Annotated in this window: 20 protein-coding genes; 15 read left to right on the plus strand and 5 right to left on the minus strand. The window is 43.5% G+C overall.

Features of this window, described 5'->3' with window-relative positions; all coding sequences use genetic code 11:
* Positions 1–484: 484 nt before the first annotated feature.
* The gene (locus WA381_RS15500; RefSeq protein WP_061485897.1) at positions 485–4453 is read left to right on the plus strand and encodes a S8 family serine peptidase; all 3969 of its coding nucleotides are present in this window, start codon (positions 485–487) and stop codon (positions 4451–4453) included.
* A 42-nt stretch (positions 4454–4495) separates the two neighbouring features.
* On the opposite strand, the gene rmuC is transcribed toward WA381_RS15500, so the two are convergent.
* Positions 4496–5785: a DNA recombination protein RmuC gene (gene rmuC, locus WA381_RS15505; RefSeq protein ID WP_156078364.1), complete on the minus strand. Its 1290-nt coding sequence runs from the start codon at positions 5783–5785 to the stop codon at positions 4496–4498.
* 233 nt (positions 5786–6018) lie between these two features.
* Positions 6019–7548, minus strand: a complete 1530-nt coding sequence (locus WA381_RS15510; protein ID WP_014949528.1) for a fumarate hydratase — start codon at positions 7546–7548, stop codon at positions 6019–6021.
* 268 nt (positions 7549–7816) lie between these two features.
* On the opposite strand from WA381_RS15510, the gene pabB reads away from it, so the two are divergent.
* The 3 genes from pabB to WA381_RS15525 all read left to right on the plus strand — a co-directional run bounded on the left by pabB (position 7817) and on the right by WA381_RS15525 (position 11418).
* The gene (gene pabB, locus WA381_RS15515) at positions 7817–9256 is read left to right on the plus strand and encodes an aminodeoxychorismate synthase component I (RefSeq protein WP_156086442.1); all 1440 of its coding nucleotides are present in this window, start codon (positions 7817–7819) and stop codon (positions 9254–9256) included.
* A 62-nt stretch (positions 9257–9318) separates the two neighbouring features.
* A complete protein-coding gene (locus WA381_RS15520) occupies positions 9319–9891 on the plus strand; it encodes a CoA pyrophosphatase (protein WP_014949526.1) in 573 nt (190 codons plus the stop codon).
* Between the two features lie 153 nt (positions 9892–10044).
* Positions 10045–11418, plus strand: a complete 1374-nt coding sequence (locus tag WA381_RS15525; RefSeq protein WP_156086441.1) for an L-serine ammonia-lyase — start codon at positions 10045–10047, stop codon at positions 11416–11418.
* Positions 11419–11503: 85 nt separating this feature from the next.
* Here WA381_RS15525 and cysB read toward each other — a convergent pair whose 3' ends face one another.
* Positions 11504–12478 carry an HTH-type transcriptional regulator CysB gene (cysB, locus tag WA381_RS15530; protein ID WP_014949524.1) on the minus strand — a complete coding sequence of 325 codons (975 nt, stop codon included), beginning with the start codon at positions 12476–12478 and terminating at the stop codon, positions 11504–11506.
* Positions 12479–12686: 208 nt separating this feature from the next.
* Here cysB and WA381_RS15535 point away from each other — a divergent pair, with 208 nt between their 5' ends.
* Positions 12687–13391: a sensor histidine kinase gene (locus tag WA381_RS15535; RefSeq protein ID WP_014976578.1), complete on the plus strand. Its 705-nt coding sequence runs from the start codon at positions 12687–12689 to the stop codon at positions 13389–13391.
* Positions 13392–13486: 95 nt separating this feature from the next.
* Complete coding sequence (locus tag WA381_RS15540) at positions 13487–14245, plus strand: hypothetical protein (protein ID WP_014949522.1); 759 nt, start codon at positions 13487–13489, stop codon at positions 14243–14245.
* Positions 14246–14282: 37 nt separating this feature from the next.
* Here WA381_RS15540 and WA381_RS15545 read toward each other — a convergent pair whose 3' ends face one another.
* Positions 14283–15167, minus strand: coding sequence for a LysR family transcriptional regulator (locus WA381_RS15545; protein WP_156086440.1), 885 nt, complete (start codon positions 15165–15167; stop codon positions 14283–14285).
* Between the two features lie 122 nt (positions 15168–15289).
* Here WA381_RS15545 and WA381_RS15550 point away from each other — a divergent pair, with 122 nt between their 5' ends.
* The 5 genes from WA381_RS15550 to trpS all read left to right on the plus strand — a co-directional run bounded on the left by WA381_RS15550 (position 15290) and on the right by trpS (position 20635).
* A complete protein-coding gene (locus WA381_RS15550; RefSeq protein ID WP_156086439.1) occupies positions 15290–15997 on the plus strand; it encodes a CoA transferase subunit A in 708 nt (235 codons plus the stop codon).
* Positions 15997–16650, plus strand: coding sequence for a CoA transferase subunit B (locus WA381_RS15555; protein WP_156086438.1), 654 nt, complete (start codon positions 15997–15999; stop codon positions 16648–16650). Before WA381_RS15550 ends, WA381_RS15555 begins: the two co-directional genes overlap by 1 nt.
* A 262-nt stretch (positions 16651–16912) precedes the next feature.
* On the plus strand, positions 16913–18238 hold the full coding sequence (locus tag WA381_RS15560) for a DEAD/DEAH box helicase (protein WP_014976575.1): 1326 nt from the start codon (positions 16913–16915) through the stop codon (positions 18236–18238).
* Positions 18239–18481: 243 nt separating this feature from the next.
* Positions 18482–19015 (plus strand): hypothetical protein, encoded by a 534-nt coding sequence (locus WA381_RS15565; RefSeq protein WP_156086437.1) that lies wholly within the window; start codon positions 18482–18484, stop codon positions 19013–19015.
* Positions 19016–19615: 600 nt separating this feature from the next.
* Positions 19616–20635 carry a tryptophan--tRNA ligase gene (gene trpS, locus WA381_RS15570; RefSeq protein ID WP_197044408.1) on the plus strand — a complete coding sequence of 340 codons (1020 nt, stop codon included), beginning with the start codon at positions 19616–19618 and terminating at the stop codon, positions 20633–20635.
* A gap of 418 nt (positions 20636–21053) precedes the next feature.
* Here trpS and WA381_RS15575 read toward each other — a convergent pair whose 3' ends face one another.
* A complete protein-coding gene (locus WA381_RS15575) occupies positions 21054–21947 on the minus strand; it encodes a LysR family transcriptional regulator (protein WP_156087343.1) in 894 nt (297 codons plus the stop codon).
* Positions 21948–22102: 155 nt separating this feature from the next.
* Between WA381_RS15575 and WA381_RS15580 the strand changes: the two genes are divergently transcribed.
* The 4 genes from WA381_RS15580 to WA381_RS15595 all read left to right on the plus strand — a co-directional run bounded on the left by WA381_RS15580 (position 22103) and on the right by WA381_RS15595 (position 25668).
* Positions 22103–22861, plus strand: coding sequence for an SDR family oxidoreductase (locus WA381_RS15580; protein WP_102790696.1), 759 nt, complete (start codon positions 22103–22105; stop codon positions 22859–22861).
* A 74-nt stretch (positions 22862–22935) separates the two neighbouring features.
* The gene (locus WA381_RS15585; protein WP_156086435.1) at positions 22936–23943 is read left to right on the plus strand and encodes a zinc-dependent alcohol dehydrogenase family protein; all 1008 of its coding nucleotides are present in this window, start codon (positions 22936–22938) and stop codon (positions 23941–23943) included.
* A 22-nt stretch (positions 23944–23965) separates the two neighbouring features.
* Positions 23966–24973: a zinc-dependent alcohol dehydrogenase family protein gene (locus tag WA381_RS15590; protein WP_156086434.1), complete on the plus strand. Its 1008-nt coding sequence runs from the start codon at positions 23966–23968 to the stop codon at positions 24971–24973.
* A gap of 281 nt (positions 24974–25254) precedes the next feature.
* Positions 25255–25668, plus strand: a complete 414-nt coding sequence (locus tag WA381_RS15595; protein WP_156086433.1) for a PaaI family thioesterase — start codon at positions 25255–25257, stop codon at positions 25666–25668.
* The last annotated feature ends 19 nt before the right edge of the window (positions 25669–25687 follow it).

Genomic DNA, 25687 nt, shown 5'->3' on the forward strand with positions numbered 1-25687 from the left:
ATGAGGGTTAATAGCGACTTATAGTGATAACAATATGCTAGTTGAGAAAATGCAGGAGCGTCCTACTTATTCATTGGCATTTTTTCAAATGGGTGAAATAGACATACTCAATTAGTCTAAATGAAAAGGATATTCGTCCTAAAAACGTAAACCCCATGTAAAAAATATGAAAACCGAGTAGGACAATCATTTCTCATTCACATCCAGTAATAGAGTTTCTAACGTTTCAAACGCTTATATATCCAATAATCTACTGCTTAGAACTTCAATGAAAAAAGGAAGTTATCTATGCAACGACTAATCGTCGTTAAATGTAACAAAATGTGTAAATTGTGTATTGCAGAAACACACGTTACAAAAAGAAAAAAAGTGTGCTAGTAATAGATAGTCACAGCGATAAGTTGCGTTTTAAAAAAGGCGAATGACCTTTTAAGCAAACAAAAAAATCGTTGGGCTCCAGGGAACTATTCACACGAGAATAATTATGAAAAAAACAATCCTTAGTACGGTTATTGCTACCGCATTAACAGGCTCAGCCTTTGGTGCACTAGCAATATCAAATCAATTATCTGGCCACAGCGTTGAACAACGTAACGCCATCGAAGCATCCTTCGACAAAAAGAATATTCTTGCAAATGCAATCCAAGCGGATAGTGATAGCGTACGTGTTATCGTACAACTTACTGACGTGCCTATGGCGCAATTCAGCGCAGTAAATCCAAGTGTAAGCAGCATGGCTGCCCACAAAGGTCAAAAGGTAAATTTCAAGTCAAATGCAGCGAAGGAATATCAATCTTTCCTTGAAGCTCAACAGCAATCGGTTATCCAGTCTATCAAGTCATTCGATAAGTCATTCAAAGCTGACATGTCTTACACAGCAGCATTTAATGGTTTTGCGGGTATCGTTTCAAAGAGTGCACTTGATAAGCTTTCCAGCCTTTCAACGGTAAAAGCGGTATACCCAGACTTAGTACACCATGCCCAAATGGACGCTAGTTTGGATCTGATCGGTGCAGTTCAAACGTGGGAACAGTTCGGCGGCAAGGAAAGCGCCGGTGCAGGCGTGAAAGTAGCGATCATCGATAGTGGTATTCGTCCAGAAAACCCTTTATTCAGTGGTGAAAATTTTACAGCACCTGATGCTGCGACACTTCCTACTGACGACTACTGTTCAGAAGTTCCTGATTTTTGTAACAATAAACTGATTGTTGCTCGCGCAGCAGACATCGTAGAAGGCTTCTCTGTTGTTGAAGAAGAATACGAGAGCCCGCTAGGATTCAATGGACACGGTACGCACGTAGCAGGTACAGCAGTAGGTAATTACGGGGTAATGGCAGAGCGCGATGGCGCAGAAGCTGAAATCTCTGGTGTTGCGCCAGCTGCTTATCTAATGGTTTACAAAGGTTTGTATGCCACACCAGCTAACCCTGCTTCTTCTAGCGGTGCTTCTTCAATGCTGCTTTCTATGCTTGAAGCTGCGCTTACAGATGGTGCTGACATTGTAAATAACTCGTGGGGTGGCGGTGCAGGTGGAAACCCTAACGGCTCAGTATATGAAGACGTACTTGAAGCCATGCACGATGCGGGCGTTGTTACCGTTTTTGCAGCGGGTAACGATGGTCCGGGTGCTGGCACTATTGGCTGTCCTGGTTGTTCAGAAGACGTAATAACGGTCGCAAATACAACAACAGGTCGTTTGTTCGCAAACGAGGTGACCGTTGAAGGCGATACCACTTTAGGTTCTATTCCGGCACTTTACTCAGTCGGCAACCCTGCCATTGTATTTGATAGCCCAATTACTGCACCTGTTGTTTATGCAGGCGAAGTAGATGCGGCAAACGTTGAAGGTTGTGATGCATTTGCTGCGGGCGCGTTCGATGGTGCAATTGCGCTTATCAGCCGTGGTACGTGTGGTTTCGTGACTAAAATTGAGAACGCAGAGGCAGCGGGAGCAACTGCTGTTCTTATTCATAACGTTGATGGACGCGGTGAAGCGCCAATATTAATGGGCGGCTTAAGTGAAGCTCAAACAATTCCATCACTTATGCTTCCTGCTACACCAGGTTTAGCGCTTGCTAACCTAGCTGAAACTACTGAAGAGTCGCTAAATGTAACTATCGGTAGCGATATTGTTCGCGTTGTTTCAGACAGCCTTGCTGACATCATGAATGAAAGCAGCTCTCGCGGTCCTAACGGCGACCCGACGTTCCTTAAGCCTAATATTGCTGCTCCTGGTACTCGCATCTTCTCTGGCGAATCACCGGATGCACCAGGACACGAAGACCAGAACTTCTCGTTCAAGAACGGTACTTCAATGGCATCGCCACACGTAGCTGGTGCAGCTGCACTTCTTAAGCAAATGCATCCTGATTGGACTGCACAGCAGATAAAGAGTGCGCTTGTTACTTCTTCAATTCGCGATATTTTGAAAGAAGATGCGTCTACCGCAGCAGACAACTTTGACATGGGTGCAGGTCGTTTAGATCTTCCTCGTGCAACAACGGTAGAGCTAACTTATAGCGATTTAAGCTTAGTAGACGGTAACTGCTACCTGAACTGCGAAATGTCTATCACTGTAACAAACACCAGCGATGAAGAAGTTACAGTCGATGCTACAGCAATGTTTAATGACTCAGCTATTTCTGCAACCGTTACACCTCAAATGGCAACCCTTGCAGCAGGTGCTTCAGCTGAAATTATGGTAGCAGTAGATGTAACAACAGCGTCTACAGGGTCATGGTCTTTCGGTGGTATTAATTGGGCAGACACTGACGACACAACAACCGATTACTTCATCCCAGTAGCTATCTATCCTATTAGCAGTGATGAACCATCATTGTTTGATAGCGATGTAAGCACGCAAGTAGCAGCTGAAGGTGAATTGGTAGTAACCGAAGCGTTTGCTACTAACACTGACGTAACTGGTATGATCAGCATCACGGGTGAAATTGACCACAAATATGCGATTAACCCTTCTACAATTTCTGCTGTTAAAAACGGAAACCAAGAGCCAGTAAGCTATGACGCTGACTCAGGTACCGTATATTGGGAAGGCGCACTTAACACTGCTTCTTTCTCGATGAACGCAGATACTACTATTGGTGACATACTTGAAGGTTTTGGACTTGACCGTTACGTACCAATGGCATCTATTGGTGTTGCGCCGCTAGAGTGCTCTGGTTCGTGTGATGACGCTTCAATTGAAGTAAGCCTACCTCGCACTATCACTTACTTAGGTAGCGAATACACAACCATGCAGATTTCATCTAATGGTTTTGTATCTTTAGGTACAAGCTCTGGCAACATTACTACACCGTTTGCAGAAGTATTGCCAAGCCTAAGTGAGCCAAACAATATTGTCGCACCTTATTGGACTGATTTTGACCTTGCGGGTGGCGGTGCAGGCGCTGGTAATATCTACGCAGTAAGCCTTACAACAGGTCACTTTGTTGTTGAGTGGGAAAACGCTCAAATTTGGAATGAAGATGGCACAAGCTTTAACTTCCAGTTGTGGTTTGAGTACGAAACAGGCAACGTAAACTTTGTATATGGTCCAATGGACTCACCTGTTTACGCAACGGTAGTTGGTGCCGAAAACATTTCAGGTAGCGTTGGTACAACATACGCTGCACTAACATCTGCGGGCCTTCAAGGTACCCTTCCAGTTGAAGGTGACGAATTTGTACTAACTGCTAATGCGGGTGACGAAGTTACTATCAGTTACGCAGGTACTGTTGTTCCATCTAGTGAGTATATGGACGACATGTTGTCAGTTAACGAAGATGCGTCGGTAACGGCTAACATTCTTGCTAACGAAATGGACAGCACAATCATCAATAAATTCACCATGGACTCTCTGTCTGGTGAGTTCCGTACGTTTACGCCTATCACTATTGATAAAGCGCCTCTTGATCCATCAACAGTTGTAATTTCTGGTGAGCCAGCAAATGGCACAGTAACTGTAAATGATGATGGAACAGTAACGTATGCACCAAATACTGACTTCTTCGGTGAAGATTCATTTACATACACCGTTCGTGTTGAAGGTACAATTGATGAAAACGAAGAGCCAGTTGAAGGTGAAATTGTTGGTGAAGGCACAGTAACTGTAGCGGTTGCAGGTGTGCAAGATGCTCCAGTTATTTCAATATCTGCTCCAACTAGCGTTGATGAAGGTCAGTCTTACACTGTAACTGCTTCTGCAACTGACGCAGACGGAGACGACGTGACTATCACCATTAACGGTGTAGAGCGCACTTCGTTCACTGATACAGCGCCTAGTAACGAACAGTCTAACCGTGTAACGGTTCAAGTAACGGCTTCAGATGGTATTGAAACTACTACAGAAAGCGTGACTATTCGCGTTAACGATAAGTCTGGTGGTTCAATGGGCTGGATTGCATTGCTTCTTGCTCCAGCAGTTTACCTACGTAGACGCATGAAACGTTCATAACGTTTTTTGATAAGAGAAAAAAGGCCGCAATTGCGGCCTTTTTTAATCGTCTTGAGAAAGTTGCTGTAAGTGCTGAGACATTCGCTTACTGGGTTGTACGCCAAGTTCTCTAAACTTTTCTATTTGCCTTACCAAGTTCCCTCTTCCACTGGTTAACTTATTCATTGCTTGTTCGTAGTTTGCGTGAGCGGTATCCATCGACTTACCTACTTTTTCCATATCCGTCACAAACCCAACGAACTTGTCATAAAGCTTTGCTGCTTGTTCCGCAATAAGCTGTGCGTTTTGATTTTGGTACTCATACTGCCAAATGTTATTAATAGTACGCAGTGCAACCAGTAAATTAGTTGGGCTAACCAACATGATATTGTGATTAAGTGCCATTGTGACTAAATCTGGTTCTTCTTCGACAGCAATCAGAAATGCAGGCTCAATGGGAATGAAAAGTAACACATAATCCAGTGTCTTTATGCCTTTCAGCGTTTGGTAGTCCTTCGCGCCTAAGCCTTTGATGTGCCCTTTTATAGAAGCCACATGTTGACTTAAAAATTGCGCTTTCTCAGCTTCATCATCACAGTTGTAATACCTTTCATAGGCCGCCAAACTTACTTTTGAATCTATGATCACATCTTTATCATTTGGCAAATGCACCACGACATCTGGTTGAAATCGCTTGCCGTTCTCTGATGTTGCTGACATTTGTGTTTCAAATTCATGACCCTCGCGTAAACCAGATTCTTTGAGTATCCGCTCAAGCACTACTTCGCCCCAGTTTCCTTGCTTTTTATTGTCACCTTTTAGTGCATTGGTCAGCGCTGCAGCTTCTTCCGTAATTTTCTGGTTGAGAGCCTTTAAACTTAGAATCTCTGTTTTAAGTGAGGCTCGCTCCTGCCCCTCACGTATGTGTTGTTCTGAGATTTGACGTTTAAAACCATCTAACTCGTTTTTGAATGGCGCCAAAACAGCTTCTATATTGTGTTTTGTTTGTTGCGTGTAACGCTGTTGCTTTTCTTCGAATATGCGATTTGCTAGATTTTCGAATTGCGTATGCAGACGTTGTTCAGATGCATTCATAGACGCAAGCTTATCTTCATGCGCAGCATGAAGCGCCTGAATTCTTGCTTGGTGCGCTTCGTTTTGTGCTTGAAGCTTGGCAATAGCAATACGCTCGCTATTCAAATCATTTTGTAGCTGCTCATTGATTTGCGAAAGCTGCGCTATCTTGGTGGCATTCGCCTGGCCTCGAATAAATGAATAAAGTGAAAAAGCACACACACTTACGAAGGCTATAAGAAAGGAAATGGGCTCGCTAGAAATAAGGTTAATTAACATAGTGCACGTTCATACTGTTATTTTGTACAGCACTATAAACAAAATCAGATAAATATACCAACTGGTATAAATTTAAAATGAAATTGGGGCAAAACGTCTAGCACGTAATCCTTTGAAAAAATGAAACTACACAAATCAAAACGGGTGCTATTGCACCCGTTTTTTATACTGTGATGAAAAACCTAATTAGCTTTCTTAAGCAGAACGGCTCACCTTAAGTTTTGTCTTCCTCTCTATTTAGATAGCGAGGCATCAAGCTCTTCAATTTTTGCTTTCCAAATGGCCGGACCATTTTTGTGAGCATTGGCCCCCGTACTGTCTACTGCAACGGTTACTGGCATGTCTTCTACGTCGAACTCGTAAATTGCTTCCATACCTAAGTCCTCGAATGCTACGACACGAGATTTCTTAATGGCTTTAGATACAAGGTACGCTGCACCTCCAACTGCCATTAGATAAACCGCTTTGTGTTTAGCAATTGAATCAACGGTTGCTGGACCACGCTCTGCCTTTCCAATCATGCCAATAAGGCCTGTTTTCTCTAGCATCATGTCAGTGAACTTATCCATACGGGTAGCCGTTGTCGGGCCAGCCGGACCAACCACTTCGTCACCTACAGCGTCAACAGGACCAACGTAATAGATAAAGCGGTTAGTTAGATCAACGCCCTCTGGTAAACCTTCACCATTTTCCATCATGGTTTGAATGCGCTTGTGAGCAGCATCACGACCGGTAAGCATCTTACCTGACAGCAGTACCGTTTCGCCTACTTTCCACTCTTGGATATCTTCTTTTGTTACTTCATCAAGGTTAACGCGGCGAGTGTTTTCGCTCACTTCCCAAGTTACTTCTGGCCAATCTTCTAATTTAGGTGGCGTAAGCTCCGCTGGACCCGAACCATCTAGATAAAAATGTGCGTGACGAGTCGCCGCACAGTTAGGGATCATTGCTACAGGTTTTGACGCAGCGTGAGTAGGTAGCGACTTAATCTTAACGTCAACAACGGTCGTTAAACCACCTAGGCCTTGTGCACCGATACCCAACTTATTTACGCGGTCAAAAATTTCTAAGCGAAGTTTTTCATCGGTAGTTTGCGGGCCGCGCTCTATAAGCTCTTGGATGTCTACTGGGTCCATAAGGCTTTCTTTTGCAAGTACCGCTGCTTTTTCAGCCGTACCGCCAATACCTATTCCCAGCATTCCTGGAGGGCACCAGCCTGCCCCCATCGTCGGCAAAGTTTTTACTACCCAGTCAGCAATATCATCGCTTGGGTTAAGCATTACCATTTTAGACTTGTTTTCAGAACCGCCGCCTTTAGCCGCGATCATCACTTCGATCTTTTCACCCGCTACCATGTCGATATGCACAACAGATGGCGTATTGTCTTTGGTGTTTTTGCGCGCACCGGCAGGGTCAGCAACGATAGAGGCGCGAAGTGGATTGTCTGGATTAAGGTATGCACGACGTGTACCTTCATCAACCATTTCTTGAACGGTCATGTCAGTTTTATCCCATGTCACACCCATACCAACTTTAACAAAACAGGTTACGATCCCCGTGTCTTGACACAAAGGGCGTTTACCCTCTGCAGACATGCGTGAGTTGATAAGAATTTGCGCCATCGCGTCTTTCGCGGCTTGGCTCTTTTCCTTTTTATAGGCTTCTTCTACGGCTTTAACGTAATCGAGCGGGTGATAATAAGAAATAAATTGCAGGGCATCTTCAATGCTGTCAATGAAGTCTTGTTGACGGATAACGGTCATGACATCCTCTTTTTATTTGGCTTTCGTGGTCTTAGCTAGCTAAAAAAGCGTATACTAGCGCATCTGAAGACAACGCACCATGTAAAACCATGTGCTTGTGGCTAATTCCAGTCATTTTTAAAAACTATGCTGAAGGGATATCTGAAAAAGCAGCCTAATGTGATCGGTTATTAGCCCTTATTTGTTAACGCCAGTTAAAAATAGAAGGAAGTTTGTGCTTAATTCAAGCACCAAACGCCCACGATAAAAAGAAGTACAGAAAACACCTATGTCACACGCAGATACTATTCACGTTCATGTTTCCCGTTTCACTGCAGAGGAATTAGCCGATAAATTAGCGCTAAATTGTGACGAGATCACAGCCGTTTTCAATGCACTTTTTAAGCGAGTCTCTACACACCCATATTCCCTTTTACTAGATACTTCCGGTTCGTCGAAAAGTGAAGGACGCTTCAATATTATGGCATTTTCACCTTCCGCAGTTATCGAAGCAAAAGGTGATAAGGTTCAACTCATCGAACTAAACACTTCAAAGCGTCAGCAATTGACATTGACCCCCTTTGAAGCGGTGCAATCACACTTACATGCGCGCGTTTCAAATGTGGAGATACATGCCAGTGTAAATACAGCGCACCTCCCTTTTATTATCGGTGTGGCTGGTATGGCAGGCTATGATACTGGGCGCTTTTATGAAACCATGCCAAGCATCGCCAAAGATGACTACGAAACCCCTGATTTCGCGGTTGGCCTTTATCTTCGTTCACTTATTGAAGATACAAAAACAGGTTATATCTATTATTGCTCCGTTGACAGTCAACCGCTGACTCAGTTTTTTTCTTCGTTCAACGACGAAACACCTGAGCCAAATTTCAAGTTAACGTCGCGGTTCGAATCAAATTTGTCTAAAACGGAATACGAAGCTTGTTTGGATAAAATACACGCCTATTTGCGTGCCGGTGATTGCTACCAAGTAAATATGGCGCAACGTTTTAGCGCGGCGTTTGAAGGGAATATGTGGCAAGCATATTGTGAGCTACGCAATCAAAATCAAGCGCCATTTTCAGCTTTTTATAACCTTCCCCAAGGCTGTATTGCTTCCATTTCACCAGAACGCTTTCTACGCGTTAAAGATGGGGTTGTAGAAACAAAACCGATAAAGGGTACACGCCCGCGATTTGAAGACAAAGAAGAAGATGCCGCTAGTGCTCAGAGCTTGCTCTCAGCAGAAAAAGACCGTGCAGAAAATCTCATGATTGTAGATCTGCTGCGCAACGATATTTCAAAGCACTGCAAACCTCACTCGGTGAACGTACCTGCACTCTTTGCTCTTGAAAGTTATCAGGCTGTGCACCATTTAGTAAGTACGGTAACTGGTGAATTAAATGAATCTTCTTCGCCTTTATCGCTTCTGGCATCAGCATTTCCTGGGGGGTCAATAACTGGAGCACCGAAAATCCGTGCGATGGAAGTTATCGATGAGCTAGAGCCACACCGCCGGAATATCTACTGTGGCAGCGTGTTCTATATGGGTTTTCGTGAAGACATGGATTCAAGTATTTGTATTAGAACCGTATTGGCAGAGAACCGTCGATTACATTGCTGGGCCGGTGGTGGTATTGTGCTAGATTCTGTTTCTAGCGAAGAATATCAAGAAACCCTAGATAAAGTGTCTAGAATACTGCCAGTACTTGAATCAATTAACCAATAGCACAGTATTTGTATGTAATGTGCTAGCACAAAGGTAAGCATATAGGTTGTAAACAAATATCTATGACAAAGAACGAATTTCTATCACAGTTTCACCACTTAAGGCAGCCTCACACCGAGCCAGATTTTCCGTTGCGAAAAACAGGACGCCCTGCGGCTGTACTTATCCCCCTGATAGATTATGGCAATTCGCTTCAATTACTGCTTACTGAACGAGCGCACCACCTCAAGCATCATCCAGGTCAAATCAGTTTTCCAGGCGGAGCGGTCGACGAAGCTGATAACTCTTTTTTTGACGCGGCACTTAGAGAAGCAGAAGAAGAAGTTGGTTTACCCGCTACTCACGTAGACGTAGTAGGAATGTTGCCTAGATACCGAACAATCAGCGGATATGAAATTGCGCCAGTTGTTGGCTTTGTAAATCCTGACTTTACACCGATTATTGACAAAAATGAGGTAGAAAGCGCTTTTGAAGTGCCTCTCGCACATGTTTTAGACAGAAGAAATCATTTAGTTCACACGACGCATCGCGATAAAAAGGCTTTTCCAATTTACTTTATCCCATGGAAAAACCGCATGATATGGGGCGCAACGGCGGCAATGTTACGCAATTTATCTCATCATATTCATCCTTAGCCTTTGTATTTGCTTAACCGCTCTTGCGTGTACTATAAATTAAACTTTACAGCGTATTAGCAAAACTAATCCCTTTATTAGCTTTTCTGTATTGTGGTTTTTCCGTGGTGGATGCATGATCTTACTATTACTTTGTTTTAATTTTGAAAGTTTATGATCAGTGTATTTGATATGTTCAGCGTGGGCATTGGCCCATCGAGTTCGCACACCGTAGGACCAATGAAAGCAGGCGCCGAGTTTGTCACCGAACTCGCTCAGGAAGCTGCGCTTTTTGATTCAGTGGATAGCGTGAAAGTTGAACTGTTTGGGTCATTAGGCCAAACCGGTATCGGCCACGGAACAGGAAAAGCTGTTATCCTCGGTTTACTAGGAGAACTTCCAGACGTTGTCGATGTGGACAGCATCGAGACTAAACTTGAAGAAATACGCAACACGGAAAAGCTTTGCCTTAATGGCCAGAAATTAGTGCGCTTTCCTAACAAAAACGCCATTGTTTTTCATCGCCGTAAAACGCTCCCCAAACACGCTAATGCCTTATCGTTTTATGCGTACGCGAAAGATGAGCTTGTAAAACAGCAAACTTATTACAGTATTGGCGGTGGTTTTATCATAAAAGACGAAGACTTCGATGCGACCAAAGCGCATGCAGCCAGCCTGCAAGCATCAGTACCCTTCCCTTTTAAAACGGCCGGTGACCTTCTTGCTCTGTGTAAAACTAACGGCTTAAGCATTAGTTCACTGATGCTACGTAACGAATCAACCTTCAGGCCCAAGCACGAAGTGAAGCAACAGCTACACAACATTTGGTTAGTAATGAAAGCTTGTATTCAACGAGGTATCGAAAGCGAAGGTATTTTACCTGGCGGGCTTAAAGTAGTTCGCCGCGCACCTGGACTATACCGTCGACTTCAAACTGAACACACAAACGACCCTATGCAGACTATGGATTGGGTTAACTTGTTTGCTTTAGCTGTAAACGAAGAAAATGCAGCTGGCGGCCGTGTTGTAACTGCACCTACAAATGGTGCAGCGGGTATCATTCCGGCTGTTCTACAGTACGTAGATAAGTTTATTCGACCTGTTGATGAAGAAGTAGCAAGTCGATTCCTGCTTACCGCAGGCGCTATTGGTATTCTCTATAAAGAGAATGCGTCAATCTCAGGTGCTGAAGTAGGTTGCCAAGGAGAAGTAGGCGTCGCTTGTTCAATGGCTGCAGGCGCGTTAGCTGAAATTATGGGGGGCACAGCTGCCTCGGTAGAGAACGCTGCGGAAATCGGTATGGAGCACAACCTCGGCCTTACTTGTGATCCCGTGGGTGGCTTGGTTCAGGTTCCGTGCATTGAGCGAAATGCCATGGGTGCAATCAAAGCCATTAATGCTTCTCGTCTTGCACTGCGCGGAACCGGTGAGCAAAAAGTATCGCTAGATAAGGTTATTAAAACCATGCGCGATACCGGTAATGATATGAAGACTAAATATAAAGAAACGGCGAGAGGTGGACTCGCGGTAAATATTATCGAATGTTAGCACCTCGTTCTAACTAGACAATGTATGGAATGAAAAAAGGGGCAATTAGCCCCTTTTTAATGAACGTTTTCAACAAGCGCTACGTTTACTTTACTGGAAGCGTCACGCCTTTAAACATTTTTTCCACTTCTTCGTTATTTTTCAGCATCATAGCTTTCTCAACCTTGTCCTTGGTCAGATGAGGCGCAAAACGCTCAATGAAGTCGTACATATAACTTCTTAAGAACGACCCCTTCCTAAATCCAATTTTCGTCGTGCTGTAATCGAACAGGTGACTTGCATCTATCTTCACAAGATCATCATCTAATTCTTCGCTTACCGCCATCGACGCAATAACACCAATACCGACACCTAAGCGAACATAGGTTTTAATAACGTCGGCATCTGTTGCGGTAAACACGATTTTAGGTGTTAGCCCTGCTCTTTCAAACGCTTGGTCTAATTCAGAGCGCCCGGTGAAACCGAAAACATAAGTAACCAACGGATATTTGGCAATGTCTGAAATATCGATAGTGCCCTTTTTCGACAAGGGATGGTCTTTGTTTACTATTACACTGCGATTCCAGTGATAACAAGGAAGCATGACCAAATCGTTGTACAAGTGAAGAGCCTCGGTAGCGATAGCAAAATCGGCTTCCCCTTTTGCAGCCAGGTCGCTAATTTGAGACGGCGTGCCCTGATGCATGTGTAATGACACTTTTGGATACTTGCTCATGAAACCCTGAATAACATCAGGTAATGCATAACGGGCTTGCGTATGCGTAGTCGCAATATTAAGTTTACCTTGATCTGGAAGCGTGTGCTCCCTTGCTACCGCTTTAATACTCTCTACTTTGGCTAGTATTTCACGAGCTATATTGATTACATCATTACCGGCGTCTGTCACGTGTGTTAAATGCTTACCGCTACGGCCAAAAATCTGAACACCTAGTTCATCTTCCAACATGCGAACTTGTTTGCTGATACCCGGCTGTGAGGTATATAAACTCTCTGCTGTTGCTGACACGTTCAAATTGTTATTGAGGACTTCTACGATATACCGTAGTTGCTGTAGCTTCATATTTTACACCGTTTAATGCGATAGACTGACACTGTACTCCCTCCGTTATAACCAAAACCACCTTTTTTTACTAGTTGCTATTACGAAATTGGCATTATAAAGTTGAAAATAATTGAATTTTTACATTTTCGAGTGGGATTTATTCGCCTTTGTCCGATTTCTTCTACATTATGGGTAGGTGATTAAAAAGCACGGTGTTAGATAGATAATGAGTAGCAGTAAACAAGTTACATCCACAATTGATTTTTCATCGGTGTTGGCAGCTGCTGTGCACGATATGAAAAATTCACTTTTTCTCCTTATTCAATCTATTGAAACACTCAGCGACGCCCTTTCTCCTCACGACGAGAAAGCTAGAGAGCAGGTTGCGAGTGTTCATTATGAAGCATCTAGGCTCAACACCAATCTTGTTCAAGTACTCTCTTTGTACAGGGCTGAATTAGAAAGTTTACCCATTACCGTTGACGAAAGTTTCATCAAAGATTTGGTTGAAGATGTTGTTGGCTCTAATGCGTTATATGTATCTCAGAAAAATATTGATATAAGCATCGCTATCGAAGATGACCTTAGCTGGTACTTAGACAGTGAGTTAATTTATTTGTTATTAAACGATGTAATCATTAACGCAATGCGCTATGGAACATCCAAAATAATAGTAAGTGCCAAGGCAGACGAGAACGACTTCATGACCATTAAAATAGAGGATGATGGTCGTGGCTATCCCGAAGCGATGTTAACCAAAAGCCACGAAGAGCTCTGTGACTTTGAGTTAAGCCAAGGAAGAACGGGGTTGGGGTTATTTTTTGCGAAGTTAATTGCAAACGCACATTCTCAAGGAGATAAAGTGGGCTCAATTGCCCTTTCCAACGGCGGGAGTCTCGGTGGAAGTGTATTTGAAGTAAAAATACCGTAAGATTGACCGATAACATTAAGTAATACAAAAAGTAACGCTCGTACGTAGTAATACGTTAACGTTATAAAAAATAAAAAACAGACGGAAACACACGCATGTACGTGATTATTATTATATTAATTGTTGTTTTGCTAATCGCAGCTATCTTTATCAATGCAATGCAACAACATCGTCAAAAGCAAGAGGCTGAGCGCAGAACTGAACTTGCGAAACAGCGTACTATTGTCGACGAAACTGAGAACGTTATTGCCGCCTGTGTAAACATGCCTGTTTCTTCGCGCATTATGGGCATACTTCACAATCGTATTCTAAATGCCTTAAAAGCAATGAACGATTTATCGAGTACATCTGAACTAAAACAGCGTATCTCAAGCAGTGAGCAAGCAACCGCCGCTGCTCTTTCGGACAATAGCGGCATCACTAACGATTTCGCGTTACCCGACAACGACAAAATGATCATTCAATATATTCAGGCCGTTAAGAAACTGCGCATTATTCTTCGTTCAGAACATAGTAAAGGGCAAATTGATTCTAAAGTATTCATGGATGAAGATAAGCAGCTTGAACGCTTGCAGGTAAAAGTAAATGTAGAAACATTGATTAAGCGCGGCCGCGCTGCACTTCAAACTAATATGCTTGGGTCAGCCAGACAGTATTTTGAAAAGGCGAAAAACGCACTAGAAAATCAAAATCCCCAAGACGAATACTCAATGTCTAAACTTGCTACACTTAACGAGTGGTTACACGAAATCCAAAGCAACCTTAAGAGCGTGAACGAAAAAGATCGCGCCAAGAAGCAAGAAGAAGAAAGAGACGAATTAGACGAGTTGTTCGCACCTAAGAAGAAGTGGTAGGTAGAACCTTTTCTTAGAAACTATAAAGCGCATTATTTCACTCATAATGCGCTACGGCCATGTCCCACATAGAATGAGCCGGCAGCGATAACCCTTTTCGCGCATTTCGAATTATTCCAATATTTTTCACCAGAGGCATGTCACTAATTTCTTTTGTTACTAGCCCCAATCCCTCCATTTGCGCTTTACAAATCGCCGGCATAATAGATATACCTAAACCATTTAGAATAAGCTTTCCTAGTGTAGATAGCTGCCCCGTTTCCGCGATTATATTTAGCTCACCATATTGTGCTAGCTTAGTTTGAGTCCAGTGGCGTACCGCAGATCCCCTATTCATCATTACCAATGGAAGTTTTAGACAGTCCTGCCAATGCAACTTCTCCCCTAAATGGGCTGATTGTGCTTTGTTGGTCACAACAACAAACTCATCAGCAAAAAGGCTTTTAAACACTAAACCATCTTTGCGCTCTGGCTCAAACGAGAACCCAATCTCGCTGCGGCCAGTAGTAACTTCATGAATTACCTGTTCCATTACTACATCGACAATTCGTAAGTTTACGTTTGGAATTCGTTGATGAAATACTGACAAGATATTCGGTAAATGAGACTCGGCAAATGACGGCATAGCGCAAATGGTAAGCTGCCCTTTCGCCATAGCAAACAAATTTTGAATATCAGAAAAAGTATTGTCCCAGTCGTGCAGTAGCCTCAAAGCATTTGGAAACAACACCTCTCCTTCTGGTGTTAGGCTTACATTGCGTGTATTGCGTTGGAATAACTTACCGCCTAACTGCTCTTCCATTTTTTTAATAGCCGATGACAAAGCTGGCTGTGTTAAATGTAGATTTACCGCGGCTTCAGCAAAGGTTGATGACTTGGCCACTTCTACAAACGCTTTTATTTGACGGTATGAAACATCCATAAACTTTTCAACTGATCTTGACGATTAATAAATAGTTTTTATTAATCGTAAGATTAATTCGATTTTACAAATGAAGCAACAATGTCGATACTTATTTTTAACAAATGCATTGGAGATAGAGAATGGCGGGATTTAACAAAGTTGTATCCTCATACGAAGAAGCAATGGCTGGTCTTGAAAATGGTATGACAGTTATTGCGGGCGGTTTCGGGTTGTGCGGTATACCCGAAGGACTAATAGGCCAAATTAAGAATATGGGCGTATCTGGACTTACTGTAGTTTCTAATAACTGCGGTGTAGATGGATTTGGCTTGGGTCTTTTACTAGAAGACAAACAAATAGCAAAAATGGTGTCTTCTTATGTAGGTGAAAATGCCCTGTTTGAAAAACAACTGCTTAACGGTGAGCTGGAAGTTGAGCTTACACCTCAAGGAACGCTGGCGGAAAAAATGCGCGCTGGTGGTGCTGGCATTCCTGCCTTCTACACTGCCACAGGTTATGGTACGCCTGTTGGTGAAGGAAAAGAAGTCAAAGAATTCAACGGTCGCCCTTATATTCTTGAACATGCTATTACTGGCGACTTTGCCATTGTAAAAGCATGGAAAGCAGATACTTACGGAAACTGTATTTATCGCCATACAGCACAAAACTTTAATCCTATGGCCGCTACTGCAGGTAAAATCACTGTGGTAGAAGCAGAGGAAATTGTAGAGCCTGGTGAATTGAACCCTAGCGAGATCCACACTCCCGGGATTTATGTTGACCGTGTTATTCAAGGTTCATTTGTAAAACGTATTGAACGCCGTGTAGTTTGCAAGGAGTCAGTGTAATGCTTAGTAGAGAACAAATCGCAATGCGCGTCGCTCAAGAGTTTAAAGATGGCGATTACGTCAATTTAGGCATAGGTATCCCTACCCTTGCAGCTAACTATGTGCCAAACGACATCAGTGTGATGCTACAGTCAGAAAACGGTCTTTTGGGTATGGGACGCTACCCGACTGAAAATGAAATTGACGCTGATATGATAAACGCTGGTAAAGAAACGGTAACGGCTATCACGGGCGCATCTATTTTTAGTAGCGCTGAGAGCTTTGCCATGATCCGCGGCGGCCACGTTGATTTTACTGTACTTGGCGCATTTGAGGTTGATGTATCGGGTAATATTGCCTCTTGGATGATACCGGGCAAACTCGTTAAAGGCATGGGCGGCGCTATGGACTTAGTTGCTGGAGCAAAGAACATAATTGTTACTATGACCCATACCGACAAACACGGTAACCCAAAACTACTTGGCGAATGCACCTTACCGTTAACCGGTGTGAACTGTATTACGCGCATTATTACCGACTTAGCAGTGCTGAGTGTTGAAGACGGTGCATTTGTGCTTCAAGAACGCGCCCCGGGCGTCAGCGTAGACGAAATTAAAGAGAAAACGGGCGGAAAGCTTGTTGTTCCTGAAAATGTACCTGAAATGCAGTTTTAAACTCTACGTTTAATTGTGCTTTTCATTTAATCGTGCTTCGCAATGTCGCGCTTATCATTCAGCATTTATGCTCTTGTGGTAAGCGCGCGCCATTGGGTTAACTCACATTTTTGCTTTAACTTTATATTCTTCGTTGAGTAACGATTGTTACAAGCACTTGCCTTCAGTCTGCAAACTCATAAGCCTTTCCAATAAACCTTTAAATGCACCGTGCATTAAGGGATAATGCGCCCGAATGTCATTTTAAAAAGGCTATACCTTCTTGCTAGTTACTGATTTACCTGTTCACCACAAAATTATTTCAAAGCTCGAAACGAAAAACATTTCGACGCTAACCGAAATTCAAGAACGCACTATGCTGCCAGCTATTCAGGGCAAAGATATTATTGCGTCATCAAAAACGGGGTCAGGTAAAACCTTCGCCTTTTTAGTGCCAGCTATAAACAGGCTAATGTCGCAAAAAGCCCTTAGTCGTCAAGACCCACGCGCACTTATTCTTGCGCCAACTCGAGAGCTAGCCAAACAAGTTTTCATTGAAGCTAAATCAATGTGTACCGGGCTAAATCTTACTTGTTCACTTATTGTGGGTGGTGAAAATTATAACGACCAAGTTAAAGCGCTTCGCCGTAACCCTCACATTATCGTTGGTACCGCTGGTCGTGTAGCCGACCATCTATTAGATAAAAGTGTGTATTTAAACGGTTTAGAGTTGCTTATCTTTGATGAAGCCGACCGAATGTTAGATTTAGGCTTCTCTGCTCAGCTTAAAATGATTAACGACTATGCTGATCACAGAAAGCGTCAAACTATGTTGTTTTCTGCCACGCTCGATAATATTGAGCTAAAGCATATGACAACGCAGTTAACCAAAGGCGCTGTCCGTGTAGCTGTAGGAGACTCAACCGCAGAGCATGGCGATATCGAACAGAAGTGCTTCTTTGCAGACAATGTTGATAACAAAGATCAAATTTTACAGTTTGAACTAGCCAATCGTACCTACAACCAAGCTATCGTATTTACAGCTACCCGTGAAGATACCGATAGAATTGCAGCACTGCTTAACGAACAAAACTTAGAAGCTATTGCGCTTCGTGGTGATATGCTACAAAGCCAACGCGCAGCAGTAATGAGTGCGTTTGCTCGTGGACAGCACAGTATTCTGGTTACTACCGACCTCGCCTCTCGTGGACTAGATCTATCAAAAGTAGGATTGGTGGTTAACTTTGACCTTCCTAAGAACGCGGATGAATACATTCACCGTATCGGCCGTACAGGCCGTGCTGGGCAAAAAGGCGAAGCATTCTCGTTAATTGGCCCTCGTGATTGGAACAGTTTCGAGGGGCTTAAGAATCACCTTCAATATGCGTTAGAGTGTTCACCGCATGACGAATTCTCGGCGTCTTTCAAAGGTTTTACGCCGAAGAAAAAAGTATCGAAACAATCAAATGCGAAAAGTGGTAAAAAGCGCGTAGCGAAACCAGCAAAACCTGGCACTAAAAAACGTGTCGATACCATGTCTGGAGAAGATATTGGTATGGTTCCTGTGAAACGAAAGCCAAGAAACACTCTGTCTGACGACGATGAATAAAACTCTATATCGTAGTTTGAACCATCACCGCCGCTAGTCACAATTCACTGTTGAATAGCGGTGTGTAACCTTTCACTTTGTTTTTAATCACATTTTCTTACGGCCCTTTGATGGAACACTTCGCCATCATATGCTCTACTACGCATATAGCAACAAGTCGGTCGTGCTGACTACACGCTTCAACTGTTTGTAACAAAGCGTGTAAGCGGCACACACTCCCCCTTTAAAATGGATTTTAACCACATGAAATTTATAAAGTTCGTATCGTTAGCCTTGTTTATAGTAATAGTCGTTGTGGCACTCTCCTATGAAAAAATAATAGCACGCGTATTGTTGCCGCAGTACATAGAGTGGGCACATCAAACAGATATGAAAGGCTTAAAAATAGGTCAACCGTTGAACGAACAAGAATTGGCGCTAGCAGCGGAGATAGGCATAAAACAGCCGATGAAAGTAAGAATTGTTTATGTAGATGAAGTGCCATATCCCTACGAAAACTTCGCGCTTAAAGTGTTTGGCGAAGCCGTTGGACTTGTTGGAGAAGGAATAATAAATAACGCACAAGTTTTCGGCTATTCGATTTATGCTCGTAAAGATTTCGAGCTTAATAGACCCAAGTTAGCCCACGAATTAGTGCATGTGTTACAGATTGAACGAGCCAGTTTAGATGAAGTTGTCACCCAACACTTTTTCGACATGGCTGAATACGGTTACGATAAAGCCCCACTAGAAGTAGAAGCGTCCGCAGCCAACAAAGTATACAGCGCTGATTGGTAATTTGTATTCACCGAGGATTGCTTTTTAGGGCGCCGGTGATTGTTTAGAGTAGCGTTTGTGTTAAAGGTTCGTTTGAGAGAAGATACTGACAAGCCTACTTTTATTCGACTACTTCCGTTTTGTGCCAATAGCAGACATTACAAGACTTGTTTCATTTAGATGTTCATGCAACTTCAACAATAAACACTCACAAGCCCAAAGCACTTTATCGATATTAAATCACATGTAAGCATAATTTAATGCCTGACCTAACACATCACGAAACAGATGGGAGAGCACTATGCCTATAGGCTCAAGCATTGATGAATTCTTAGAAGAAGGGATTAAGTAAGAAGTAGAATTTACAGCTAGTAATCGAATAGCACAGAGTCAAACTTTTCTGGTAGACAATGACCAAAACACAAGTGGTTGTGACGCACAATTTAATTTGATAGCCTATACAAATGAAAAAGATACTTATCAACACAACCTCTTCTTTCAACTGGTGGCGCTCACTCTGAGCGGCACGGAATTCGTACATTCTTTTGCTGCTGGAAGGTAGCTAAGTCTGTATGTTCTTTATATCTCCAGTAGCACGTTTCATTTACTTGGAGATATATCGTGACCAATCAAACAAATACCGAACGACAAGTCATTCTCACTGGCGACCGAGCGACTGGGCCTCTTCACTTAGGTCATTACGTTGGCTCGCTAAAGCAGCGTGTATCCTTGCAGGACGAGCATGACCAGACCATTCTTGTCGCTGACATGCAAGGTCTGACGGACAATGCACACAATCCATCAAAGGTATCATCTAGCATATTAAATGTGGTGGCTGATTATCTGGCTGTTGGCATAGACCCAAGGAAGACAACTGTTTGCCTGCAATCACAGCTACCAGCACTCGCTGAGTTGACTATGTATTACAGTAACGTGGTAACTGTAACTCGACTTGAGCGTAATCCTACCGTAAAAAGTGAAATCAAAAGCAAAGGCTTTGAGCGCTCTTTACCCGCAGGCTTCTTAACATATCCAATATCTCAAGCGGCTGACATCACCGCGTTTAACGCGACACTAGTTCCAGTTGGTGATGACCAATTGCCAATGATTGAACAAACCAATGAAATCGTAAGGAAGATTAACTCATTAGCAGGAAAGCCAGTGTTGAAAGAGTGTAAGCCATTACTCGGCAATGCATCACGACTACCTAGCACTGACGGCAAAAACAAAATGAGTAAATCGATGGGTAATACCATAAACCTTGGCGCTACAGAAAAAGAGATAAGCACCGCTGTTCGTAGCATGTACACAGACCCTGACCACCTGAAAGTTGAAGACCCAGGTAAAGTAGAAGGAAATGTTGTATTCACGTATTTAGATGCTTTTCACCCAGATATAAAGTATGTCAGTCAACTCAAAAAACACTATCAACGTGGTGGCCTTGGTGATGGAACGACAAAGAAGATACTGGAAGAGTGCCTGCAAGAGGTGTTGAAGCCAATACGTGAGCGCCGGGAGAAATACCTTAAGGATAAGGCGCAGTTAATCGATATATTACGAGCAGGTAGCGAAATTTCACGAGAAAAAACCAACGACATTCTTCTCAGAGTAAAAAGTGTTTTCGGGTTGAACCTGTTCTGACTTATATGGATAGAAGAGAAGGCAAATTAACCAAAATTCATCAGGCTAAAGAATATAGAAAGGTGCACAGTTATAAAACTATGCGCATCTTTAAAAGGCGGAAGGAAGCTGAAAAGCAGTAAACGTAAAATGAATTGAATGAATCTAACGATACAAATACCGTACGTCTTTGACGTAATCACACATATCATTTTGTTAACACCAATTTGCTCATTTAGTAAATATCAAGCGGTACAAAATAATAATCGGTAGCTCAAGTAACGTTAATGACGATTAACGTTACCTTTCTGTAAAGCTTCTCGGTCTTAAATTAGCGAACTCGAGCCTCTTTACTAGCAACAAGACCTCACAATCAGTGACACCTAATTGTACTGATAGTTTTGATTAATACGATTACCTCACCGACAGCTATTAGCCATTAGCGGACACTCAATCTTGACACCAAGTGATCAAAAACCAATCGAATACGTTGTGGTACTGGACCACGTTGAGGGCGATAAATATATAAATCCCAAGGCACCGGCTCGATCTCTTCTAACACTCTCACAAGTTTCTCTTGGCGTAATAAGTCTTGGACCAAAAAATCAGGAATTTGAGCAAACCCCAATCCATTTTGTATAGCCATTAATTCAGCTTCGGTGTCGGCACTTCGAAAACGTGTTATGGATGGCGTCCACTGTCTGTCCATGGAAAAAACCCATGGCCAAAGCTTTCCCGTATTGCGATCTACTAACCCTGTAACCGGCAAGTGGTTTAGATCTTCAATAGACGCAGGCCTTCCCACTCTATTTATTAACTCAGGCGAAGCCACGACATGCATATTAATTTTGGTGAGCTGGCGGGCAACAAATCGACTATCCCTCATGAAGCCGATACGAATCCCAATATCTATTTTTTCGTCAACTACATCCACGCGCTCGTCACTGAGTGTCAGGTCTATATCAAGTTGAGGATGTACTGTTGAGAGTTCCAGTAATGCTGGCATCAAGCATTTATGACCAAAACCAACAGGCGCTGCGATACGAACCCGCCCTTGTAATTCATTACCCGAGTTAGGGGCGCTTGTTTGAAACAATTCATCTACAGCGCGCAGGCGTTCTTTTGCTATCAAAGCAAATTTTTCTCCAACTAAGGTCACTTGTATGTGTCGAGTATTTCGATGAAATAAAAGCTCCCCTTGCAATCGCTCTAACTCTTTCACTGCTCGTGTCACTGCCTGAGGAGAAATTCCCAGACGGTTAGCCGCTTCTTTAAAGCTGCGAGACTCAGCAGCAGTACAAAATATCCGGAGCATTTCCAATCTGTTAAGCATCACAGTCACATTCAGGTTTGATATGAATACACTAATATTATTCCATATTATGGAATTGTGAAATAAAAACATTTCCATTTATTGGTTTTTGAAGGTAAGAGATACTTTGCTTGTTATTTAGACACCGTCATTCAACTTATTTGAGGATATTAACTATGAGCAGTGTTTTAGCAAACAACATCAGTGGTAAGGTCGTTGTGATCACCGGTGGTAGCAGCGGTTTAGGCGAGACCACGGCAAGACATTTAGCCAGTCTTGGCGCATCTGTTGTTTTAGGTGCCCGACGCATCGACAAGCTTGAAGCTATTGCTGCTGACATACGCACAGCGGGCGGAAAAGTTGCGGTTCAAGCGACAGATGTGACTAGCCAGGACGAAGTGAAGGCCCTTGTAAATCTTGCACAAGAGCGCTTCGGTAAAGTTGATGTGGTTATCAATAATGCAGGGTTAATGGCGATTGCACCGTTAGCTGAGACTCGAGTTGACGAGTGGGATCGCATGATTGACATCAACGTTAAAGGTCTGCTGTATGGAGTCGCCGCAGCGCTTCCGATCTTTCAGGAACAGGGATCCGGCCACTTTATCAATATTTCGTCCGTAGCGGGTATCAAAGTATTCAGTCCCGGCGGCACGGTTTATAGCGGAACCAAATTCGCTGTTCGCGCTATTGCCGAAGGCTTACGCCATGAAGTTGGGGGTAAAATTCGTTCAACAATCATTTCACCGGGGGCAGTCGAATCTGAATTAAAACATGGAAGTTCAGATACTCAGGGTGCGGCCTTTGTAAAAGATTTTTATCAGCAAAATGAAATTCCATCTGAATCTGTTGCTCGTGCTATCGCATACGCAATTGAGCAGCCTGCGGATGTGGATATCAACGAGATTGTTCTGCGCCCAACTGTTCAAGAGTTTTAATTCGTTTAATAAAAGACCTATTAACCAGCGGGTGATTTAACCACCCGCTGAATATTCAGTTTGTGAGGTTATTGATGACAGCGTTAAACAGACAAGTGCGTGCTTTGGTATTAGATAGCTATGAAGAGGGTACAGTATTCCGGGATGCCCTGATTAACTTACCCTCTCCATCAGCAGGTCAGGTGCAAGTAAAAATATTTGCAAGTGGAGTCAACCCTATTGATTACAAGATCCGCCAAGGTACCGCTCCTTATGCTATGCCGGAATTACCCGCAGTACTTGGCACCGATTTAGCTGGAGAAATTGTTGCGATCGGCGACGGCGTCACCGACTTTGCAGTAGGCGATGCCGTTTATGGTCTGACTGGCGGAGTGCGAGGATTGCAAGGAACATTGGCTGAATATGCCAACGTAGATGCTGAGTTACTTGCTCTCAAACCGAAAAATTTGTCCATGCGTGAAGCTGCGGCTTTACCTCTGGTTGCACTTACCGCTTGGGAAGGTTTGGTTGACAAGGCGAATGTTAAAGCGGGCCAGAAAGTTCTTATCCAAGGTGGAGCTGGCGGAGTTGGACATGTAGCTGTGCAAATTGCTAAGGCCTTAGGAGCCGACGTTTATGCCACTGCATCGACTGGAAAACAACAACGGCTCAAGGCGCTTGGTGCCACGCCAATTGATTATCACACTGCAAGCCCTGCTGAGTACGTGGACGCATACACCCAAGGCAAAGAATTCGATATCATTTACGACACTGTCGGTGGCTCTGTACTCGATGCCTCATTAGGTATCATTGCACATTATGGACATATTTTAAGCTGTGCTGCATTCGGCTCACATAACCTGGCACCGTCGTCATTGCGCTCTGCAACATTATCAGCGATTTTTGTATTACACCCACAGCTCAGCGGAGAGGGGCGCAAACATCATGGTGACATTCTGCGGCAAATTACGGCTCTCGTTGAAGCTGGACAAATTAAGCCACTACTCGATCCGTTACGCTTCTCCCTTGACACGGCAATGGATGCACATAATGCTGTAGAGTTGGGGTCCATGGGTAAAGTCGTTATTGATGTAATTGCTTAAAAAGATATTGTGGAGGATGCATATGAGCCCAAGAAAACTAGTTCGAACTGTTCGTTTCCATGAATTAGGTGGTCCCGAGGTATTAACTATTGACTCGCTGGCGAGTCCAAGTTTGCAGGCCACTGATGTACGTATTGCGGTCAAAGCTGTTGGGCTCAATCGTGCTGATGCCATGTTTAGGCGAGGCAGCTATATAGAAAAGGCTGACTTCCCTTCGCGAATCGGCTATGAAGCATCCGGGATAGTCATTGAAGTCGGGGAAGAGGTAAATCATTTTCGCCTTGGGGACGAGGTTTGTATTGTCCCTCAGATGGGGCTTTCTCAGAATGGCTGCTACGCAGAAGAGGTTGTCGTACCAAGTGAATATGTGGCACTCAAACCAGCAGGGCTAACCTTTGCTGAAGGCGCAGCAGCTTGGATGCAGTACCTGACAGCTTATGGCGCTTTGGTCGAAATTGTTAACGTGCAAAAAGGCGATGCAGTACTGATAACCGCTGCATCGAGCAGTGTTGGATTGGCTGCGATTCAAATTGTGAATTCTCTGGGGGGTATCCCTATCGCTACAACTCTAACAGGAGCTAAAAAGGCTGCTGTGCTCAAGGCTGGCGCGGCCCATGTGATTGCAACCCAAGAAGAACCGCTGCTGGATAGCTTGATAAGCATCTTGGGAGCAAACAATTTAAAAGTCGCATTTGATGCTGTCGGTGGGCCGCAGATAGCTGAAATTGCTGAAGCAATGAGCCCTGAAGGAACAATAATAGCACACGGAGCATTAAGTCCCGAAGTCACTCCTTTTCCCTTAAAAATAGCACTTCGTAAAAGTCTGACAGTTAGAGGGTATGTTTTTACTGAAGTTATAAAAGATATCGAGCGTTTTCGCAGAGCAAAGCAATTTATCCACTCGGGTTTATCCGAGGGAACACTCAAGCCTGTCATTGATCGAAGCTTTAAATTTGAAGAGATAGTAGCAGCGCATCACTATCTGGAGTCAAATCAGCAGATTGGTAAAATAGTGGTCGAACTTGATTAACAGTTCGTAGCTTTCGCTAGTCAATCAACACAGTCAGTGCCTGATTTTGTCGGGATTTGCATGTTCAGTGGCGAGTAGCATGGCGGAATTTATTGGAAGGCTAGATAACCCAAGCAATGAGATTTGGACGATCAAACGGGACGATAAAATTCTAGCTTCTTTACGAAAGTCAGGGCTTTGCATTGGTGGAAGAGAAACTAGGCTTACAATGGGGTATAGAAGTCTTGGAGCAACGCTTCACCAGGTGCCTATAAACGTGAATAAATATTTAAGGAGTCTCAATGACAGCTACAAAAGAAGAAGTTATCGCTTTCATGAAATCGGAGTTTCCACAAAGCAAATGCGTTGTGGAAGCAGTGAGCGACGGTGGAGCGACTGTATCTCATCATGTAGGTCAGGATGAATTACGTCCTGGCGGAACGGTTTCGGGGCCTGTTTTAATGAGTGTGGCTGATGTGGCACTTTATGTGGCGATACTTGGTAAAATTGGCATCGTGCCATTGGCAGTAACAACTAGCCTTAACATCAACTTCTTACGTAAGCCATCGTCAAATGAGCGAATCATTGCGGAATGTTCTCTGATAAAAGTCGGCCGTACTCTCGTGGTTGGGGAGGTTTCTCTGTACTCTGAGGGGGTGAGTGATTTAGTAGCACATGCTGTGGGTACATACTCTATACCGCCCTATACATCGTAACGAAGTGAAAATATTAAAA

This window comes from Alteromonas sp. CH_MED4-4 (assembly GCF_037029575.1).
GTDB classification, from domain to species: Bacteria; Pseudomonadota; Gammaproteobacteria; order Enterobacterales; family Alteromonadaceae; genus Alteromonas; species Alteromonas macleodii.

What these genes read in the sequence shown, in the direction of transcription:
- WA381_RS15500 (WP_061485897.1), top strand. Translation starts at nt 485, where the DNA reads ATGAAAAAAACAATCCTTAGTACGGTTATTGCTACCGCATTAACAGGC.
- rmuC (WP_156078364.1), bottom strand. Translation starts at nt 5,785, where the DNA reads ATGTTAATTAACCTTATTTCTAGCGAGCCCATTTCCTTTCTTATAGCC.
- WA381_RS15510 (WP_014949528.1), bottom strand. Translation starts at nt 7,548, where the DNA reads ATGACCGTTATCCGTCAACAAGACTTCATTGACAGCATTGAAGATGCC.
- pabB (WP_156086442.1), top strand. Translation starts at nt 7,817, where the DNA reads ATGTCACACGCAGATACTATTCACGTTCATGTTTCCCGTTTCACTGCA.
- WA381_RS15520 (WP_014949526.1), top strand. Translation starts at nt 9,319, where the DNA reads ATGACAAAGAACGAATTTCTATCACAGTTTCACCACTTAAGGCAGCCT.
- WA381_RS15525 (WP_156086441.1), top strand. Translation starts at nt 10,045, where the DNA reads ATGATCAGTGTATTTGATATGTTCAGCGTGGGCATTGGCCCATCGAGT.
- cysB (WP_014949524.1), bottom strand. Translation starts at nt 12,478, where the DNA reads ATGAAGCTACAGCAACTACGGTATATCGTAGAAGTCCTCAATAACAAT.
- WA381_RS15535 (WP_014976578.1), top strand. Translation starts at nt 12,687, where the DNA reads ATGAGTAGCAGTAAACAAGTTACATCCACAATTGATTTTTCATCGGTG.
- WA381_RS15540 (WP_014949522.1), top strand. Translation starts at nt 13,487, where the DNA reads ATGTACGTGATTATTATTATATTAATTGTTGTTTTGCTAATCGCAGCT.
- WA381_RS15545 (WP_156086440.1), bottom strand. Translation starts at nt 15,167, where the DNA reads ATGGATGTTTCATACCGTCAAATAAAAGCGTTTGTAGAAGTGGCCAAG.
- WA381_RS15550 (WP_156086439.1), top strand. Translation starts at nt 15,290, where the DNA reads ATGGCGGGATTTAACAAAGTTGTATCCTCATACGAAGAAGCAATGGCT.
- WA381_RS15555 (WP_156086438.1), top strand. Translation starts at nt 15,997, where the DNA reads ATGCTTAGTAGAGAACAAATCGCAATGCGCGTCGCTCAAGAGTTTAAA.
- WA381_RS15565 (WP_156086437.1), top strand. Translation starts at nt 18,482, where the DNA reads ATGAAATTTATAAAGTTCGTATCGTTAGCCTTGTTTATAGTAATAGTC.
- WA381_RS15575 (WP_156087343.1), bottom strand. Translation starts at nt 21,947, where the DNA reads ATGCTTAACAGATTGGAAATGCTCCGGATATTTTGTACTGCTGCTGAG.
- WA381_RS15580 (WP_102790696.1), top strand. Translation starts at nt 22,103, where the DNA reads ATGAGCAGTGTTTTAGCAAACAACATCAGTGGTAAGGTCGTTGTGATC.
- WA381_RS15585 (WP_156086435.1), top strand. Translation starts at nt 22,936, where the DNA reads ATGACAGCGTTAAACAGACAAGTGCGTGCTTTGGTATTAGATAGCTAT.
- WA381_RS15590 (WP_156086434.1), top strand. Translation starts at nt 23,966, where the DNA reads ATGAGCCCAAGAAAACTAGTTCGAACTGTTCGTTTCCATGAATTAGGT.
- WA381_RS15595 (WP_156086433.1), top strand. Translation starts at nt 25,255, where the DNA reads ATGACAGCTACAAAAGAAGAAGTTATCGCTTTCATGAAATCGGAGTTT.